The organism is Streptomyces rubellomurinus (assembly GCF_000961885.1).
Taxonomy (GTDB): domain Bacteria; phylum Actinomycetota; class Actinomycetes; order Streptomycetales; family Streptomycetaceae; genus Kitasatospora; species Kitasatospora rubellomurina.
Genome location: NZ_JZKH01000036.1, coordinates 21,344 through 37,346 on the forward strand (window position 1 = coordinate 21,344; position 16,003 = coordinate 37,346).

Genomic DNA, 16,003 nt, shown 5'->3' on the forward strand with positions numbered 1-16,003 from the left:
CCGACCCCGTCCGACCCGCCCGGTCAGGACGGCGCCGAGCCGCCGAGCCGGTCCCCGATGTCCCGCAGCCCGTCCAGGTCGTGCACGTCACCCGGCAGCGCGGCCACCTCGACGATCGGCACGTCCGGGTACACCGAGACGAACCGGTCCCGGGTGCGGCGCTCCCGCCCCATGATCTGCATCCGCTCGGCGTGCAGCCGCAGCAGCCCGGCCGCGAGCAGCTCCGCCGCCGGCGAGGAGTGCTCCGAACCGTTCTCCTCCAGCGTCTCGGCGGCCGCCAGCGACCGTTCCGCGGTGAGCTGCGGCGCGCCCGTGTCGTGCACCCGGTTGAGCACCAGCCCGGCCAGCGGCATCCGGTCCGCGGCGAGCCGGTCGACGAAGTACGCCGCCTCGCGCAGCGCGTCCCGCTCCGGCACCGCCACCACCAGGAACGCCGTGCCCGGCGCCTTGAGCAGCCGGTACGTGCGGTCGGCGCGCTCCCGGAAGCCGCCGAACATCGAGTCCATCGCGGTGATGAAGGTCTGCACGTCGGTGAGCAGCTGGGCGCCGAAGATCTTGCCCAGCCCGCCGGTGAACAGGCCCATCCCGGCGTTCAGGAACTTCAGCGCGCTGCGGCCGCCGACCTTGGCGGGGGCGGCCAGCAGGCGGATCACCCGGCCGTCCAGGAAGGAGCCGAGCCGGTTGGGCGCGTCCAGGAAGTCCAGCGCGGAGCGGGACGGCGGGGTGTCCACGACGATGAGGTCCCACTCGTCGGCGGAGCGCAGCTGGCCGAGCTTCTCCATCGCCATGTACTCCTGCGTGCCCGCGAAGCCGGCCGACAGGGACTGGTAGAACGGGTTCTCCATGATCATCCGGGCCCGTTCGGGCTCGGAGTGGGCGAGCACGACCTCGTCGAAGGTCCGCTTCATGTCGAGCATCATGGCCTGGAGCTCGCCCTCGCCCGTGACGCCCTTGACCACCCGGGGGGTGTTGTCCAGCTCGGTCAGGCCCATCGACTGGGCCAGCCGCCGGGCCGGGTCGATGGTGAGCACGACCGCCTTGCGGCCGCGCTCGGCGGCCCGCAGGCCGATCGCCGCGGCGGTGGTGGTCTTGCCGACGCCGCCGGAGCCGCAGCAGACGATGATCCTGGTCTTCGGGTCGTCGATCAGCGCGTCGACCGCGAGCCGCTTGCCGGTGCCCCGCATGCCGTTGCCGCCGCCGTTCGCCTTCGTGCCGCTGCCGGTCACGCCGCCCCCTGCCGCTTGAGTTCGCCCGCCAGCCGGTACAGCCCGCCGAGGTCCACGCCCTCGCCGAGCAGCGGCAGTTCGTACGTGGGCAGCCGCAGCCGCTGCAGGTCGGCGCGCTGCGCGCGCTCCAGCTCGACCCGCTCGCTGTGCTCCCTGGCCTGCGCCAGCAGCGGGTCGAGCAGCGGCTCCACCGCAGCCCGGACGGTCTCCGGGCTGCGCGAGCGGCCGCCGAGCCCGGCCTCGCCGAGGGCCACCGCGACCTCCTCGCGGTGGTCGCCGTGCACCGCGGCCACCGCCGCGGCGTCCAGCACCGGCGGCCGGACCATGTTGACCAGCACCCCGCCCACCGGGAGCTTCACCTCGCGCAGCTCGGCGAAGCCGTCGACGGTCTCCTGCACCGGCATCTCCTCCAGCAGGGTGACCAGGTGCACGGCCGTCTCCGGCGACTTCAGCACCCCCATCACGGCCTGCGCCTGCGTGTGTATCGGGCCGATCCGGGCCAGGCCGGCGACCTCGGCGTTGACGTTCAGGAACCGGGTGAGCCGCCCGGTCGGCGGGGCGTCCATCACGATCGCGTCGTAGCGCAGACGGCCGTCCGGGCCCTTGCGCCGGGCCGCCTCGCAGGCCTTGCCGGTGAGCAGGACGTCCCGGACGCCGGGCGCGATGGTGGTGGCGAAGTCGATGAAGCCCATCTTCTGCAGCGCCTTGCCGGCGCGGCCGAGCTTGTAGAACATCTCCAGGTACTCGAGCAGCGCCTGCTCGGTGTCGATCGCCAGCGCGAACACCTCGCCGGCGGCGCCGCCCGTACGCCCGCCGCCCGTACGCCCGCCGCCCGTACGCCCGCTGTCCGCGCCGTCGCCCGGCTCGGCCGGCAGGCCCAGCTGGGCGCGGGTGACCGAGGCGATCCTGCGCTCCTCGTACGGCAGCGCGGCGATCCCGAACAGTTCGGCGATGCCCTGGCGGCCCTCGACCTCGATCAGCAGCACCCGTCCGCCGTCCGCGGCGAGCGCGAGCGCCAGCGCCGCGGCCAGCGTGGTCTTCCCGGTGCCGCCCTTGCCGCTGACCACGTGCAGCCGGACGCCCTCCCAGTCGGGGTCGCGCCGGGCCGCCTGGCCGGGGGTGCGTGCCACGCTCCGTCTCCGTCCGTTCCGTCCTAGGGGCGCCCTTCCGCCGAGGTCGCCGCCATGTGAGTGCCCTCTCGCGAGGGTAATCCGGGAGCGTGCCGGATGTTCGGAGCTTCCGGGGTGCCGGGCCCAGATCATGCCTGCTTTGTGCCTCACCTCACACGCGGCCGCACCCGCCGCGGCACGCGCCGCCCCGTACGCCGCCTCCCGCGCGGCCCGGCGGCGGCGCCGATCGCCGGGCCCGCTCGTCTAGAGTCTGGCCATGACCAAGTGGGAATACATGACGGCGCCCCTGCTCGTGCACGCCACGAAGCAGATCCTGGACAACTTCGGCGAGGACGGCTGGGAGCTGGTCCAGGTCGTGCCCGGCCCGAACCCGGAGCAGCTGGTGGCCTACTTCAAGCGGGAGAAGAACGCATGAGCAAGGTCGAGTCGAAGCTCGCCGAGCTGGGTCTGAGCCTGCCGCCGGTGGCCGCCCCGGTCGCCGCGTACGTGCCGGCCGTGCGGGCGGGCGAGTTCGTGTTCACCTCCGGCCAGCTGCCGGTCGTCGGCGGCAAGCTGCCGAGCACCGGCAAGGTCGGTGCCGAGGTGTCCCCCGAGGAGGCCAAGGAGCTGGCGCAGACCTGTGCGCTGAACGCCCTGGCCGCCGTCAAGTCGGTGATCGGTGACCTGGACCTGGTCGAGCAGGTCGTGAAGGTGGTCGGCTTCGTCGCCTCCGCGCCCGACTTCACCGGCCAGCCGGCCGTGATCAACGGTGCCAGCGAGCTGCTCGGCAAGGTGCTGGGCGAGGCCGGGGTGCACGCCCGCAGCGCGGTCGGCGTCGCGGTGCTGCCGCTGGACGCCCCGGTCGAGGTCGAGCTCCAGGTGCGCGTCCGCACCGCCTGAGCGCGCGGACCGCTCGAGTGATCACGGAGGCGGGGCCAGGCCTGTCCAACCCCGCCTCCGTGCGCTTAGCATCCGGGCATGGACCATCGAGCGACGACGCTCCCGATGCCGCCCGGTTGGCCTGCCCGCATCCGGGCGGTCGACTCCGGCACGCTGACCCCGCCGGTGCCCCGGCCCGCCGCGACGGTCGTGCTGCTGCGCGACTCGGCGGACGGCCCGCAGGCGTACCTGCTGCGTCGGCGCACCTCGATGGCCTTCGCGGCCGGCATGTACGCCTACCCGGGCGGCGGGGTGGACCCGCGGGACGCCGAGGTCGAGACCGGCTGGGCCGGCCCGACGCCCGAGGAGTGGGCCCGGCGCCTCGGGGTGGACACCCGGACGGCGCGGGCGGTGGTCTGCGCCGCCGTCCGGGAGACCTTCGAGGAAGCCGGCGTGCTGCTCGCCGGCCCGGACGCCGACAGCGTCGCCGCGCCGCGCGACTGGACCGCCGAGCGGACCGCGCTGGAGGCGCACGAGCTGTCCTTCGCCGAGTTCCTCCGCGACCACGGCCTGGTGCTGCGCAGCGACCTGCTGGGCGGCTGGGCCCGCTGGATCACCCCCGAGTTCGAGGAACGCCGGTACGACACCTGGTTCTTCGTCGCCGCGCTGCCGCCCGGCCAGGACGCGGCCCGCGAGGTCGGCGAGGCCGACCGGGTCGCCTGGCTGACGCCCACCGAGGCGGTGCTCGGCCACCGGGAGGGCCGGTTCGGCATGCTGCCGCCGACCGTGACCGTGCTGCGCGAGCTGTCGCCGGTGCGCACCGTCGCCGAGGCGCTGGCCGCGGCCGCCGACCGTCCGCTGGAGCCGGTGCTGGGGCGGGCCGAGGTGCGCGGGGACCGGATGACGGTGCGCTGGCCGGGGTACGACGAACTGACCATCGACGGGGAGTTCCCCGAGGACTCCTGACCGCCGCGCCCGTGCACCTTCGCCCCTGATGACACTGCTCCCGATGCCACCGCCCGTGATGAGCCCCGGAGAGGACGACGCCCGATGACCCACAACGACGTGGTGCGCCGGACGGCCCATGAGCTGCCCGCCCGCCGTGTGACCCCCCGTACCCCGGCCTGTGACGTGCCGGTCCCGTTCGTCGAGGTGGCGCAGCGCGCCCTCGTCCGGGCCCTGCCGCTGCGGGCCCTGCACCGACAAGGAGAGGGCGGCCGGTGAGCGAGCGAACCATCGAGGGCAGCGAGGCGGGCGCATGAGTGGACTCCTGCCGGGTGACCCCGCCGCGGTGATCGGCGGCGAGGCCACCCCTCGGGCCCTGTGCGTGCTGGCGCCGAACCCGTCGCCGATGACGCTGGACGGCACCAACACCTGGCTGCTCTCCGAGCCCGGCTCGGACCTCGCGGCGGTGATCGACCCGGGCCCGCTGCACGAGGGCCACCTGCGCCGGGTGATCGAGCTCGCGGAGGAGCGGGGCAAGCGGATCGCGCTGACCCTGCTCACCCACGGCCACGCCGACCACTCCGAGGGTGCGGCCCGCTTCGCCGAGCTGACGGGCACCGAGGTGCGCGCGCTGGACCCGGCGCACCGGCTGGGCTCCGAGGGGCTGGTCGGCGGCCAGCGCCTGGACGTCGGCGGCCTCGACCTGCGGGTGGTGGCCACCCCCGGCCACACCTCCGACTCGCTGACCTTCCACCTGCCGGACGACGGCGCGGTCCTCACCGGGGACACCGTGCTCGGCCGCGGCACCACGATGGTCGCCCACCCGGACGGCCGGCTCGGCGACTACCTGGACTCGCTGCGCCACCTGCACACGATGGCCTCCCAGCACGGCGTGCGGACGGTGCTGCCCGGCCACGGGCCGGTGCTGGCGGACGCGCTCGGCGCCGTCGACTACTACCTGGCCCACCGGGCCGCCCGGCTCGCCCAGGTGGAGACCGCCGTCGAGGCGGGCTGCCGGACGGTCGCCGAGGTGGTGGCCCGGGTCTACGCGGACGTGGACCGGACGCTCTGGCCGGCCGCCGAGCTGTCGGTGCGGGCCCAGCTGGACTACCTGCGGGAGCACGGGCTGATCCCGGAGCAGGACTGAACCCGGCCCCGACGCGCGAACGCCGAAGGGCCCGTCCGACGCGGACGGGCCCTTCGCGGTGTTCGGAGCGCCGGCGCTCAGGGCGTCAGCGCGAGCGGCGGGACAGCCGCTCGACGTCGAGCAGGACCACCGCGCGGGCCTCCAGCTTCAGCCAGCCGCGGCCGGCGAAGTCGGCGAGCGCCTTGTTGACCGTCTCGCGGGAGGCGCCGACCAGCTGGGCCAGCTCCTCCTGGGTGAGGTCGTGCGCGACGTGGATGCCCTCCTCGGACTGCACGCCGAAGCGGCGGGAGAGGTCCAACAGGGCCTTGGCGACGCGGCCGGGTACGTCGGAGAAGACCAGGTCGGACATCACGTCGTTGGTCCGGCGCAGGCGGCGGGCGATGGCCCGGAGCAGCGCGATGGAGACCTCGGGGCGGGCGTGCAGCCAGGGCTGCAGGTCGCCGTGGCCCAGGCCCAGCAGCTTGACCTCGGTCAGCGCGCTCGCGGTGGCGGTGCGCGGGCCCGGGTCGAACAGCGACAGCTCGCCGATCATCTCGCTGGGGCCGAGCACGGCGAGCATGTTCTCGCGGCCGTCCGGCGAGGCGCGGTGCAGCTTGACCTTGCCCTCGGCGACGACGTACAGGCGGTCGCCCGGGTCGCCCTCGTGGAACAGCGACTCCCCACGGGCGAGGGTGACCTCGGTCATGGAAGCGCGCAGCTCGCCGGCCTGTTCGTCGTCGAGTGCCGCGAAGAGTGCGGCGCGCCGCAGAACGTCGTCCACGTGCTTCCTCCTTCTCGGCCGTCCGGCGGGTGGGCCGTCCGGCGCAAGTTCCGTTCAGTGTTCTGCATCACCAAGCATGGCGCATGTCGCTCCGATCATATGAGGAGGGGGTGTGTCGAGGTGTGCTGCGCGGGGCCATTCGTACCGGCGGGTCACCGCGCGGGCGTCCGGCGACCCGCCGCGGCTCGCACGCCCGCTCGCTCCCGTCGAACGGCGGATCGTCCGCCGCCGTACGGATCGTGCGGCCGCCGTCCGGGCAGGTCCGCCGCCGTACGGGCCGGTCGGCCGCTGCCCGGGCCGGTCGGCCGCTGCCCGGGCCGGTCGGCCCCGGGGAGGGACGACCGGCCCGCGGGGGTCAGCCGGTGAAGCCCAGCCCGGCGAGCGCCTGGTCGATCTTGGCGCGGTGGGCGGCCTCCCAGTCGTCGAGCGTCTCGGCGGCCTCCTTGGCCAGCTTCGCCCGGGCCGCGGCCAGCGTCTCGGCCCGGCGGGCGGCGGGCACCACCACGACGCCCTCCTCGTCCGCGACCACGATGTCGCCGGCCGCCACCGCCACGCCGCCGCAGCGGGCGACGGCGCCGTGCGTGCCCAGGGCCTGCTTCGCGCCGGGGATCGGGATCACGCCGCGGGCGAAGACCGGGAAGCCCAGCTCGCGGACCTCGCCGAGGTCCCGGATCAGGCCGTCCGCGACGAAGGCGGCCACGCCGCGGCGCTGCGCCACGGCGCAGACGTTGCCGCCGGCCAGCGCGTAGTCGAGGTCCCCGGACTCGACGACGATCACCGAACCGGGCTCGGCCCGGTAGATGGCCGCGTGCAGCATCAGGTTGTCGCCGGGCGGGCACTGCACGGTGAAGGCCGGGCCGGCCACCCGGGGCCCGCCCGCCCACAGCGGGCGGATGCCGATGTCCATCACCTGCGCGCGGCCCAGGACGTCGGCCAGGGTGGTGGTCGGAATGTCCTTGAAGTCCTCGTCCATGGCGGTGTGTTCCCCCTCTGATCGGATCAGGTCTGATCGCCTGATCGACTGCGAAGAGTAGGACACGTCAGGAGCAGGTCAGGAGACGGTCCGGCGCATCCGGCCTTCCGGTGCTTCCCATGCTCGCTGCCCTCAGGCGAAGAACTTCAGCAGCTCCGGCGCGATCGCCTCGGCCGCCACTTCGTGGGTCTGGTCGGCGAGCGTCCGGTACTCGGCGCCCGGCACGGCCGCCGCGACCGCCCGGGCCGGCGCCCGCAGCAGCTCCGGGCTGGCCCCGCCGTCCAGCACCAGGGTCGGCACGGCGACCCCGGCCAGGAGCTCCACCGGGACGGCCGCACCGGCCTGCTCGCCCAGCGCCGCCGCGTCGTACGCGAGGGTCGGCGCGACCGCCTCGAAGGCCGGCCACACCGGGGAGTTGCGCATCCCGTCCAGCATCGGCCGGGGCAGTCCGACGAAGGTCATGAAGGCCGCGACGGCGTCCCCGCGCCGGCCTTCGGCGAGCGCCGCCGTCAGCTCGTCGACGTACCCGTCGAATCGTGCGCCCTGCCCGTCCTCGGTGCTGAACGGCGGCTCGTAGACGGCGAGCCGGTCGATCGCGACGCCCGCGGCGGCGGCCCGCAGGGCGAGCGCGGCACCGGACGAGAAGGCGACCACGCGGGCCGAACCGCCGGCCGCGGCGATCACGGCGGCCAGGTCCTCGATCTCGCGCGACACCGCGAACGGCGCGGTGTCGCCGCTGGCGCCGCGGCCGCGCCGGTCGTACGTCCACACGGTGTGGTGGGCCGCGAGCTGCTCGGCGATCGCCGCGCCCGGGCCGAAGTTCCGGTGGCAGAGCGCGCCGTCGACGAGGACGACCGCCGGGCCGGAGCCGGTGACGGTGCAGGCGAGGGTGGTGCCGTCGGCGGAGACCACGGTGTTCATGGGGGCGTTCCTTCTGTCGTGCGAGCCGGTCATGGGGGTAGACCGGGACTCGGCGCGGAACTCATCGGTCCCGCGCGAAATTTTTTCCGCAGACTTCAGGACTCCGGGACCTCGGGACCTCAGGACTTCGCGGACTTTCGCGGACTACGGACGGCCCGCGGCGCCGGACGACCCCGCCTCCGGCGCCGGCCCGTCCACCGAAGGGGCGCGGCGGGCGGCATGCACGTGCAGGTCGGGCACATCCGTTCGAGGAGCCGTGAAACCGGTCACGTGCGGAGAGTCGATCGGCGTAGCCTTCGTGCATGGCAGAGAGCAAGGTCCGGAAGGCCGCGGCGCCGGGGCCGGCCGTGAAGAAGGCGGCGGTGAAGCCGAGGAAGCCGGAGTCCCACCTGGCGATGGTGCGGCGGGCCCGGCGGATCAACCGCGAGCTGGCCGAGCTGTACCCGTACGCGCACCCCGAGCTGGACTTCGAGAACCCGTTCCAACTGCTGGTGGCCACCGTGCTGTCGGCGCAGACCACCGACCTGCGGGTGAACCAGACCACCCCGGCGCTGTTCGCCAAGTACCCGACGCCGGAGGACATGGCGGCGGCGAACCCGGAGGAGCTGGAGGAGGTCATCCGGCCGACCGGCTTCTTCCGGAACAAGGCGAAGTCGCTGATCGGCCTGTCGATCGCGCTGCGCGACGAGTTCGGCGGCGAAGTCCCGGGCCGGCTGGCCGACTTGGTGACGCTGCCCGGCGTCGGCCGGAAGACCGCCAACGTCGTCCTCGGCAACGCCTTCGGCGTCCCCGGGATCACCGTGGACACCCACTTCGGGCGGCTGGCCCGCCGGTTCGGCTGGACGGCCGAGGACGATCCGGTGAAGGTCGAGGCGGCCGTCGCCGAGATCTTCCCGAAGTCCGAGTGGACGATGCTCTCGCACCGCGTGGTCTTCCACGGCCGCCGGATCTGCCACTCCCAGAAGCCCGCCTGCGGGGCCTGCCCGATCGCCCCGCTCTGCCCGGCCTACGGGGAGGGCGAGACCGATCCGGAGAAGGCCCGCAAGCTGCTCAAGTACGAGATGGGCGGCCAGCCGGGCCAGCGGCTGAAGCCGCCCGCGGACTTCCCCGGCGAGGCCGCCGCCCGGGCCGACGCGGTCGCCCACCGGGGGCGGGTCGCGGACCTGGCGGTGGAGGAGTGAGCGCGGTGGGCGGGAGAACGGTCGGGAGGCGTGCGTGCCGGTCGTCGGCAGCGGGGCGGAGCGAGGTGGGCGGATGACCGTGCGGGGTGTCGAGCGGGACGGCCTGCCGGGCTGGCTGGAGCCGGTCCGGGAGGCGGCGGAGCGGGTGCTGCCGGAGCAGCTGAGCCGCTTCCTGCCGCCGGCCGAGGGCGGCCGGGCGGCCGCGGTGCTGATGCTGTTCGGCGAGGGCCCGCAGGGGCCGGACCTGCTGCTGATCGAGCGGGCCCGTTCGCTGCGCTCGCACGCCGGGCAGCCGTCCTTCCCCGGCGGTGCGCTGGACCCGGAGGACGGCGATCCGGCCGGCCCTGGCCCGGTCGCGGCGGCGCTGCGCGAGGCCTGGGAGGAGACCGGGCTGGATCCGGCGGGGGTGCAGGTGTTCGCCGAGCTGCCCCGGCTGTACATCCCGGTGAGCGGCTTCGTGGTGACCCCGGTGCTGGGCTGGTGGCGCGAGGAGTCGCCGGTGCGGCCGGTGGACCTGGGGGAGACCGGCGCGGTGTTCCGGGTGCCGATCACGGACCTGGCGGACCCGGCGAACCGGGTGCGGCTGCGGCACCCGTCCGGGCACGTCGGGCCGGCCTTCGCGGTCGCCGGGCGGCTGGTGTGGGGCTTCACGGCCGGGGTGATCGACCGGGTGCTGCACCACAGCGGCCTGGAGCTGCCCTGGGACCGCTCCAGGGTCGTCGACCTCTCCGACGAGGCGCTGGCCCTGGTGCAGGGCGACCTCGACCACTCCCGCGCACTGCTGGGCGGCGACTCCGCCGGTTCGTGACCGGTGGGCGGCGCGGCGGGGGCGCCGGGCGTGGGAGGGTGTCGGAGTGAACGTCCTGGATGTGCTGCTGATCGCCGCTGCCGTGGGATTCGCCGTGTCCGGCTACCGGCAGGGCTTCGTCGTCGGGGTCCTGTCGCTGATCGGCTTCCTCGGCGGCGGCCTGCTGGCCGTCCAACTGCTGCCGCTGCTGCTCGACCACCTCAGCCCGGGCACCACCGCCTCGGTGGTGGCCGTCGTGGTGGTGATCGTCTTCGCCGCGGTCGGCCAGGCGATCACCGCGCACTACGGCTGGAAGCTGCGCGGCCACATCGAGCGCCGCCCGGCCCGGGTGCTGGACGCGACCGGCGGCGCCGCGGTGAACGTGCTCTCGATGCTGCTGGTGGCCTGGCTGATCGGGTCCGCCCTCGCCGGGACGTCACTGCCGACGGTCTCCAAGCAGGTCCGCTCCTCGAAGATCCTGGCGGGCGTCCAGGACGCGCTGCCGGGCGACGCCCCGAACTGGTTCTCGGACTTCTCCAAGGTGCTCGCCCGCAACGGCTTCCCGCAGGTCTTCAACCCCTTCGAGCACGAGCCGATCACCCAGGTCGACACCCCGGACCCGGCGCTGGCCGACAGCGCGGCGGTCGCGAAGGCCCGGCTGAGCCTGGTCAAGGTGGTCGGCACCGCGACCTCCTGCGGCAAGACGCTGGAGGGCAGCGGCTTCGTGTTCGCGCCGCACCGGGTGATGACCAACGCCCACGTGGTCGGCGGGGTCGACGAGCCGACCGTGCAGATCGGTGGCGTCGGCCAGCTGTACGACGCCACCGTGGTCCGCTACGACTGGCAGCGCGACATCGCCGTCCTGGACGTGCCCAAGCTGAACGCGCCGGCGCTGACCTTCGCGGGCGAGGCGAAGACCAACGACAGCGCGATCGTCGCGGGCTTCCCGGAGAACGGCGCGTTCAACGTCCAGCCCGCCCGCATCCGCGGCCGCATCCAGGCCAACGGCCCGGACATCTACCACCGGGGCCAGGTGGTGCGCGACGTCTACTCGGTGCGCTCGGTGGTCCGCCAGGGCAACAGCGGCGGCCCGCTGCTCACCCCGGACGGCCAGGTGTACGGCGTGGTGTTCGCCAAGTCGCTGGACAGCGCCGACACCGGGTACGTGCTGACCGCCGCCGAGGTGCGGGACGACGTCGAGAAGGGCGGCGGCGCGACCGCCCGGGTCGACACCCAGGGCTGCGCGCTCTGACCGCCCCTCGCGGCGTTCAGCAGGCGTTTCTGACGGCGCGGGATCCGTCGTACCGTCAGTCCATCCTGATAGCCTCGGCCGCGCTCACCCGTTCGGCTCAACCGGGCGCCGTCCCGGAGTGAGTCGACGGGGAGGTCGTGGCAGTCCGATGATGGGTCACTCGCACGCGGTGAGCGGGGCGATGCTGTACGCGGCATCCGCGCCGTTCCTGCCCCCGCTGCTGCTGCACACCACGCTGCAGCCGGCGGACATACTGATGGGCACGGTGCTGTGCGCGGGCGCGGCCCTGCTGCCGGACCTCGACCACCACGACGGCTCGATCGCCAACTTCCTGGGCCCGGTCTCCAAGGCGCTCTGCCGCTTCGTGGCCTGGGCCTCCGGCGGGCACCGGCACGCCACCCACTCGCTGCTGTTCGTTGCGCTGATGGGCGGCGGCACCTGGGCCGGTGTCACCTACCTGGGGCGCAACTTCACCCTCGCGCTGACGTTCTTCCTGCTGGCCCTCGCGATCCGGGCGCTGCGGCTCTGCCCGCCGAGCAACGGCCCGGAGGCGTGGATCACCGTGATCGGCCTGTCCGCGCTCGGGACCTTCGGCATGAACACCTGGATGCCCAACTCGCCCGGCTGGCTGCCGTACGCGGTGGCGCTGGGCACGCTGGCGCACCTGCTGGGCGACTGCCTGACCAAGAAGGGCGCGCCGCTGCTGTGGCCGCACAAGGAGCGCTACGAGATCGTGCTGATCAAGCGCAGCGGCAACAACGTCGAGACCAAGGTGCTGGTGCCGATCATGTCGGTGGCGACCTTCGTCCTGCTGTGGTTCACGGCGCTGTCGCCGACGATCGTCAACTGACGGCTCGGCGTTCAGCCGAACGGAGATGCGGCGCGAGGCCTCAGGTCTCGCGCCGCAGTCGTGCGCCCACCCACCGGGCGCGCCGGCCCAGGATGCGCGGGATGCCGAGCTGCCGCCGCTCCGCGCGCTGACGGTGCTCGACGCCGTCGAAGCCGAGGTCCTCCGCCCGGTCGGGGCGGTGCGCGGAGCGCTGGGGGCTGTTGTGGCGTCGGCCGCGCGGGGCGCCGCCGCGATCGGGCATCCAGGTCATACCGGAATGGATGCCCCTGGGCCGGTCGGGGTAACCGTGCGGGTGCCGTCGAGATTGGCCTATGCGGTTGTCATATGAGCACGGATTGACGGGAGTTGAGGGCGAAGGGCGCTCACGGGGCACGCCCTTCGCGGGTCACGCCTCGCGCGCGTCATGCCTTGCGCGGGTCGGTCCTCGCGGCGGGTCCGCGCGGTGGGTCCTCGCCGCTCACTCCTTGTGGCGGCCGACCCAGTCCAGCAGCTCGGCGGTGAACTGCTCCGGCACCTCCTCGTGCGGGAAGTGCCCGACCCCCGGCAGCAGCCGCCAGCGGTACGGCGCCGCGACGTACTCGCCGCCGCCGAGCGCGGTGTGCGAGAGCAGCACCGGGTCGGCGGCGCCCTGGACGTGCAGGGTCGGCGCGGTGATCGGCTTCTTCATCCGCCGGGCGAACTGGATGCCGTCCGGCCGCGCCATCGAGCGCATCAGCCAGCGGTAGGGCTCGATCGAGCAGTGCGCGGTGCTGGGGATCTGGATCGCCTGCCGGTACGCGTGCACGGCCGCCTCGTCCAGGCCGTTCGGACCGGTCCACTCCGCCAGGTAGCGGCCGACCAGCGCGGCGTCCTCGGCGACCAGCCGGCGTTCCGGTATCCACGGCCGCTGGAAGCCCAGCACGTGCTCGAAGGCGGCGAACTGGCGGCGGTCGGTCAGGAGCGCCCGGCGCAGGTCCCGGGGGTGCGCGGCGGAGACCACGGTGAGGCTCTGGATGACCGAGGGCCGCATCACCGCCGCCACCCAGGCCAGGGTGCCGCCGGAGGCGTGCCCGACCAGGTGTGCCCGGGGCTCGCCGAGCGAGCGGATCACCCCGGTGATGTCCAGGGCGAGGTTGCCGGGGTCGTACCCGCGCGGGGTGCGGTCGCTGCCGCCGATGCCCCGCAGGTCCAGTGCCACCGCGCGGTAGCCGGCCTCGGCGAGCGCGGTCAGCTGGTGGCGCCAGGCCCACCAGTACTCCGGCCAGCCGTGCACCAGCAGCACCAGGGGGCCGGAACCCAGCTCGGCGATGTGGAAGCGGGCGCCGTTGGCGGCGAGGTCGCGGTGCGTCCACGGGCCGGGCTGACGGATGCTCCACGCCTCGGCGGCTCCGCCCTCGACAGAGCCGCCCTCGGCGGCTCCGCCCGCGCCACTGCTTCCGTCCTCGCCGCTGCTTCCGTCCCGGCCGGTTCCGTCTCCGGGGGCCTGGCGGAGCTCTGCGCCGGGCCGTGCGCCGGCCCCGGAGGCGGCCCCGGTCTCGGGGTCGGAGCCGGGGCCGGAATCGGCGGACGGGCGCGCGGGTACGGGCTTCTGGTCGAGCGGCATACCGAGAGCGTGTCACATCCGCGCGGCGCCGACGCGCCCGGCACTCGCTGTCGGCGGGTCCGGGTGCGCCCGCGGTTGACGGGATGCCCGACCGGGAGGCTTTACGGGATGCGGCCCAGGGCCCGGTCGATCTCCTCCTTGGTGGCCGGGCGCGGCCGGGCGGTCTTCAGCACCTCGGCGGTCTTCTGGACGCCCTCCATGGTGCGCTCCGGCTTCTGGATGCGCTTGAAGAAGCGCACGGCGACGATGCCGACCACGAGCGCGAGGATCAGGTGGAGGACACCCGAGAGCGCGAACGCCCCACCGAGCGGCACGCCCAGGAAGTGGATGAGGTAGGCGATCGCGATGCTGAACATCGGCACCGAGGCGAGTGCGATCACCCCGGCGACGGCGATGAAGAGGCCACCGGAGACGCCGCGCTTGACGTCCGCCCGGATCTCGGACTTGGCGAGCGCGATCTCGTCGTGGACCAGTGCGGACAGGTCGGCGGTGGCCGCGGCGAACAGCTGCCCCACCGAACGCTCGCCCTCGTGGGGCGCCCGGCCGTTGCTGGACGGGTCTGCGGTTCCTGCGGGCATCAGCGATTCTCCTCTGCGGCTGTGGGGCTCTGCGGCTGTGGCGTGACGCCGCCGGATGGTGCGGTTCCGGCGGGCCGGTGGGGGCCCCGGAGGCGTCTGTGGACTGTCGACAGCTCAGAATCATGCCTCCACCGGTCTGTCGGACACCACTCCGGGGCCCCGCCGGAGTGGTGCCCTCCGGCCTCCGGGGCCGCTGCGGGGGCGGCTTTCGAGGCCTCAGCCGGGCGTTCCCGGTCCCTCGTCGGCGGGGCGTGCCGCCGGGCCGTCGGCCGGCTGTGCCGCGAGCCGGGAGGCACGGGACCGCCAGGCCGGGTCGTCCGCCTGGTAGACGTCCGGGACGCCGTCGCCGTCCACGTCCCGGTCCTCCTCCTCGCAGAGTGCGCGGTAGTGCCGGTTGCGCAGCTTCAGCAGGGCGGTGGCGACCAGCGCGCAGAGCAGCGAGCCGACCAGCACGGCCGCCTTGGCGCGCTCGGCGAGCGTCGGATCGTTGGGGAAGGCCAGCTCGCTGATCAGCAGTGAGACGGTGAAGCCGATGCCCGCGAGCACCGAGACGGCGAACATATCGGCCCACTTGAGCTGCGGGTTCAGCTCGGCCCGGGTGAAGCGCGCGGCCAGCCGGGTGCCGCCGAATATGCCGACCGTCTTGCCGACCAGCAGGCCGATCACGATGCCGAGCGGGGCGGCCTGGGTGAACACCTCGCGCAGCGCCGAGCCGGAGATCGTCACCCCGGCCGAGAACAGCGCGAACACCGGGACGGCCAGGCCGGCCGAGAGCGGACGGACCAGGTGCTCGATGTGCTCGCCGGGGGAGTGCTGCTCGTCGCCCTCCCGGTGGCAGCGCAGCATCAGGCCCATCGCGACGCCGGCCACCGTGGCGTGGATGCCGCTCTCGTGCATCAGCGCCCAGACCACGACGGCCAGCGGCACGAACAGGTACCAGCCGTGCACCCCGCGGCGGTGCAGGAACCAGAACAGCACCAGACCGGCGAAGGCCAGGCCGAGCGCCCAGAACTTGATCCCGGAGCTGTAGAAGACCGCGATGATCAGGATCGCGATCAGGTCGTCCACGACGGCGAGGGTGAGCAGGAACGCGCGCAGCGGGGACGGCAGGTGGCTGCCGACCACGGCCAGCACGCCGAGCGCGAAGGCGATGTCGGTGGCGGTCGGGATCGCCCACCCGCCGGGGTGACCGCCGCTGCCGGAGTTGACCAGGGCGAACAGGATCGCGGGCATCGCGACCCCGCAGACGGCCGCGATCACGGGCAGCAGCGCGGCACTCGGGGTGCGCAGCTCGCCCGCCACGAACTCGCGCTTGAGCTCGATCCCGGCGACGAAGAAGAAGATCGTCAGCAGCCCGTCCTTGGCCCAGGTGGCCAGGGAGAGGTCGAGGTGGAGCGGCGCGGACGGGCCGACGGTGTGGTTGAGCAGGCTCTCGTACGCGTGCGGCCAGACGTTGGCCCAGATCAGCGCGATCACGGCGGCGCCCAGCAGGAGCATGCCGCCGACCGTCTCGGTGCGCAGGGCGTCGGTGATGAAGGCGCGCTCGGGCAGGGACAGCCGGCCGAGCAACTGCCGGCGTCGGGGGGTCTGCTGGTGGGCAGGCGACTGGTCGGTCACGCGTGACCTCCTGAGGGGCTGGGAGCGGCAACGGTTGCACGGGTGGTGCAAGTGCCGACCAGACTTCCCGGCGCGCCCTGTGACGCCCGGATTCCTGCACGAGGATCTTGATGCGTCCTTAGCAGTCTACGGGACGTTCGGGTGATGACCGGATCGTCCTATTCAAGGACTTAAGCCCTGCCGGCCCTTTCTGCAC

General features: G+C 74.0%; 18 protein-coding genes. 9 read left to right on the plus strand and 9 right to left on the minus strand.

What is annotated here, in order from left to right:
• Window positions 1-23: 23 nt before the first annotated feature.
• Together bagB and bagA are read right to left on the minus strand one after the other, a co-directional pair.
• Window positions 24-1,184, minus strand: a complete 1,161-nt coding sequence (gene bagB / locus VM95_RS18720) for an ATPase BagB (RefSeq protein WP_045698306.1) — start codon at window positions 1,182-1,184, stop codon at window positions 24-26.
• A gap of 38 nt (window positions 1,185-1,222) precedes the next feature.
• Window positions 1,223-2,356, minus strand: coding sequence for an ATPase BagA (gene bagA / locus VM95_RS18725; RefSeq protein ID WP_045698233.1), 1,134 nt, complete (start codon window positions 2,354-2,356; stop codon window positions 1,223-1,225).
• Between the two features lie 256 nt (window positions 2,357-2,612).
• Between bagA and sp36 the strand changes: the two genes are divergently transcribed.
• The 5 genes from sp36 (at window position 2,613) to VM95_RS18740 (ending at window position 5,306) form a co-directional block, all read left to right on the plus strand.
• Window positions 2,613-2,771 carry a Sp36 family protein gene (gene sp36, locus VM95_RS41660; protein ID WP_094743074.1) on the plus strand — a complete coding sequence of 53 codons (159 nt, stop codon included), beginning with the start codon at window positions 2,613-2,615 and terminating at the stop codon, window positions 2,769-2,771.
• Window positions 2,768-3,235 (plus strand): RidA family protein, encoded by a 468-nt coding sequence (locus VM95_RS18730; RefSeq protein ID WP_045698235.1) that lies wholly within the window; start codon window positions 2,768-2,770, stop codon window positions 3,233-3,235. The genes sp36 and VM95_RS18730 overlap by 4 nt, the downstream gene beginning before the upstream one ends.
• 78 nt (window positions 3,236-3,313) lie before the next feature.
• Window positions 3,314-4,180, plus strand: a complete 867-nt coding sequence (locus VM95_RS18735; protein WP_157882142.1) for an NUDIX hydrolase — start codon at window positions 3,314-3,316, stop codon at window positions 4,178-4,180.
• A gap of 84 nt (window positions 4,181-4,264) precedes the next feature.
• Entirely contained in the window at window positions 4,265-4,438 is a 174-nt protein-coding gene (locus tag VM95_RS42640) for a hypothetical protein (RefSeq protein WP_157882143.1), read from the plus strand.
• Between the two features lie 34 nt (window positions 4,439-4,472).
• Window positions 4,473-5,306 (plus strand): MBL fold metallo-hydrolase, encoded by an 834-nt coding sequence (locus VM95_RS18740; protein WP_045698239.1) that lies wholly within the window; start codon window positions 4,473-4,475, stop codon window positions 5,304-5,306.
• A gap of 85 nt (window positions 5,307-5,391) precedes the next feature.
• Here the strand turns inward: VM95_RS18740 and VM95_RS18745 are convergent, their stop codons facing one another.
• The 3 genes from VM95_RS18745 to VM95_RS18755 all read right to left on the minus strand — a co-directional run bounded on the left by VM95_RS18745 (window position 5,392) and on the right by VM95_RS18755 (window position 7,960).
• A complete protein-coding gene (locus tag VM95_RS18745; RefSeq protein WP_030288117.1) occupies window positions 5,392-6,066 on the minus strand; it encodes a Crp/Fnr family transcriptional regulator in 675 nt (224 codons plus the stop codon).
• Between the two features lie 355 nt (window positions 6,067-6,421).
• Entirely contained in the window at window positions 6,422-7,039 is a 618-nt protein-coding gene (locus VM95_RS18750; protein WP_045698250.1) for an RraA family protein, read from the minus strand.
• Window positions 7,040-7,171: 132 nt separating this feature from the next.
• Window positions 7,172-7,960, minus strand: a complete 789-nt coding sequence (locus tag VM95_RS18755) for an alpha/beta fold hydrolase (protein WP_045698251.1) — start codon at window positions 7,958-7,960, stop codon at window positions 7,172-7,174.
• Window positions 7,961-8,262: 302 nt separating this feature from the next.
• Here VM95_RS18755 and nth point away from each other — a divergent pair, with 302 nt between their 5' ends.
• From nth to VM95_RS18775, 4 genes are all read left to right on the plus strand, one after another.
• Entirely contained in the window at window positions 8,263-9,141 is an 879-nt protein-coding gene (nth, locus tag VM95_RS18760; RefSeq protein ID WP_045698252.1) for an endonuclease III, read from the plus strand.
• 73 nt (window positions 9,142-9,214) lie between these two features.
• Complete coding sequence (locus VM95_RS18765; RefSeq protein ID WP_045698254.1) at window positions 9,215-9,949, plus strand: NUDIX hydrolase; 735 nt, start codon at window positions 9,215-9,217, stop codon at window positions 9,947-9,949.
• Window positions 9,950-9,995: 46 nt separating this feature from the next.
• Window positions 9,996-11,180: a MarP family serine protease gene (locus VM95_RS18770; RefSeq protein ID WP_045698256.1), complete on the plus strand. Its 1,185-nt coding sequence runs from the start codon at window positions 9,996-9,998 to the stop codon at window positions 11,178-11,180.
• 151 nt (window positions 11,181-11,331) lie between these two features.
• Complete coding sequence (locus VM95_RS18775; RefSeq protein ID WP_078860138.1) at window positions 11,332-12,030, plus strand: metal-dependent hydrolase; 699 nt, start codon at window positions 11,332-11,334, stop codon at window positions 12,028-12,030.
• A gap of 40 nt (window positions 12,031-12,070) precedes the next feature.
• On the opposite strand, the gene VM95_RS18780 is transcribed toward VM95_RS18775, so the two are convergent.
• From VM95_RS18780 to nhaA, 4 genes are all read right to left on the minus strand, one after another.
• Window positions 12,071-12,280 carry a hypothetical protein gene (locus VM95_RS18780; RefSeq protein ID WP_045698261.1) on the minus strand — a complete coding sequence of 70 codons (210 nt, stop codon included), beginning with the start codon at window positions 12,278-12,280 and terminating at the stop codon, window positions 12,071-12,073.
• Window positions 12,281-12,487: 207 nt separating this feature from the next.
• Window positions 12,488-13,612 carry an alpha/beta fold hydrolase gene (locus VM95_RS18785; RefSeq protein WP_244178839.1) on the minus strand — a complete coding sequence of 375 codons (1,125 nt, stop codon included), beginning with the start codon at window positions 13,610-13,612 and terminating at the stop codon, window positions 12,488-12,490.
• A 101-nt stretch (window positions 13,613-13,713) separates the two neighbouring features.
• Window positions 13,714-14,190 carry a phage holin family protein gene (locus tag VM95_RS18790; protein WP_045698263.1) on the minus strand — a complete coding sequence of 159 codons (477 nt, stop codon included), beginning with the start codon at window positions 14,188-14,190 and terminating at the stop codon, window positions 13,714-13,716.
• 216 nt (window positions 14,191-14,406) lie between these two features.
• Complete coding sequence (gene nhaA / locus VM95_RS18795) at window positions 14,407-15,807, minus strand: Na+/H+ antiporter NhaA (RefSeq protein ID WP_045698267.1); 1,401 nt, start codon at window positions 15,805-15,807, stop codon at window positions 14,407-14,409.
• Window positions 15,808-16,003 lie beyond the last annotated feature (196 nt).

What these genes read in the sequence shown, in the direction of transcription:
- VM95_RS18780 (WP_045698261.1), bottom strand. Translation starts at nt 12,280, where the DNA reads ATGACCTGGATGCCCGATCGCGGCGGCGCCCCGCGCGGCCGACGCCAC.
- VM95_RS18750 (WP_045698250.1), bottom strand. Translation starts at nt 7,039, where the DNA reads ATGGACGAGGACTTCAAGGACATTCCGACCACCACCCTGGCCGACGTC.
- VM95_RS42640 (WP_157882143.1), top strand. Translation starts at nt 4,265, where the DNA reads ATGACCCACAACGACGTGGTGCGCCGGACGGCCCATGAGCTGCCCGCC.
- VM95_RS18765 (WP_045698254.1), top strand. Translation starts at nt 9,215, where the DNA reads ATGACCGTGCGGGGTGTCGAGCGGGACGGCCTGCCGGGCTGGCTGGAG.
- VM95_RS18775 (WP_078860138.1), top strand. Translation starts at nt 11,332, where the DNA reads ATGGGTCACTCGCACGCGGTGAGCGGGGCGATGCTGTACGCGGCATCC.
- VM95_RS18730 (WP_045698235.1), top strand. Translation starts at nt 2,768, where the DNA reads ATGAGCAAGGTCGAGTCGAAGCTCGCCGAGCTGGGTCTGAGCCTGCCG.
- nth (WP_045698252.1), top strand. Translation starts at nt 8,263, where the DNA reads ATGGCAGAGAGCAAGGTCCGGAAGGCCGCGGCGCCGGGGCCGGCCGTG.
- VM95_RS18785 (WP_244178839.1), bottom strand. Translation starts at nt 13,612, where the DNA reads ATGCCGCTCGACCAGAAGCCCGTACCCGCGCGCCCGTCCGCCGATTCC.
- VM95_RS18790 (WP_045698263.1), bottom strand. Translation starts at nt 14,190, where the DNA reads ATGCCCGCAGGAACCGCAGACCCGTCCAGCAACGGCCGGGCGCCCCAC.
- bagB (WP_045698306.1), bottom strand. Translation starts at nt 1,184, where the DNA reads ATGCGGGGCACCGGCAAGCGGCTCGCGGTCGACGCGCTGATCGACGAC.
- VM95_RS18740 (WP_045698239.1), top strand. Translation starts at nt 4,473, where the DNA reads ATGAGTGGACTCCTGCCGGGTGACCCCGCCGCGGTGATCGGCGGCGAG.
- sp36 (WP_094743074.1), top strand. Translation starts at nt 2,613, where the DNA reads ATGACCAAGTGGGAATACATGACGGCGCCCCTGCTCGTGCACGCCACG.
- VM95_RS18735 (WP_157882142.1), top strand. Translation starts at nt 3,314, where the DNA reads ATGGACCATCGAGCGACGACGCTCCCGATGCCGCCCGGTTGGCCTGCC.
- VM95_RS18755 (WP_045698251.1), bottom strand. Translation starts at nt 7,960, where the DNA reads ATGAACACCGTGGTCTCCGCCGACGGCACCACCCTCGCCTGCACCGTC.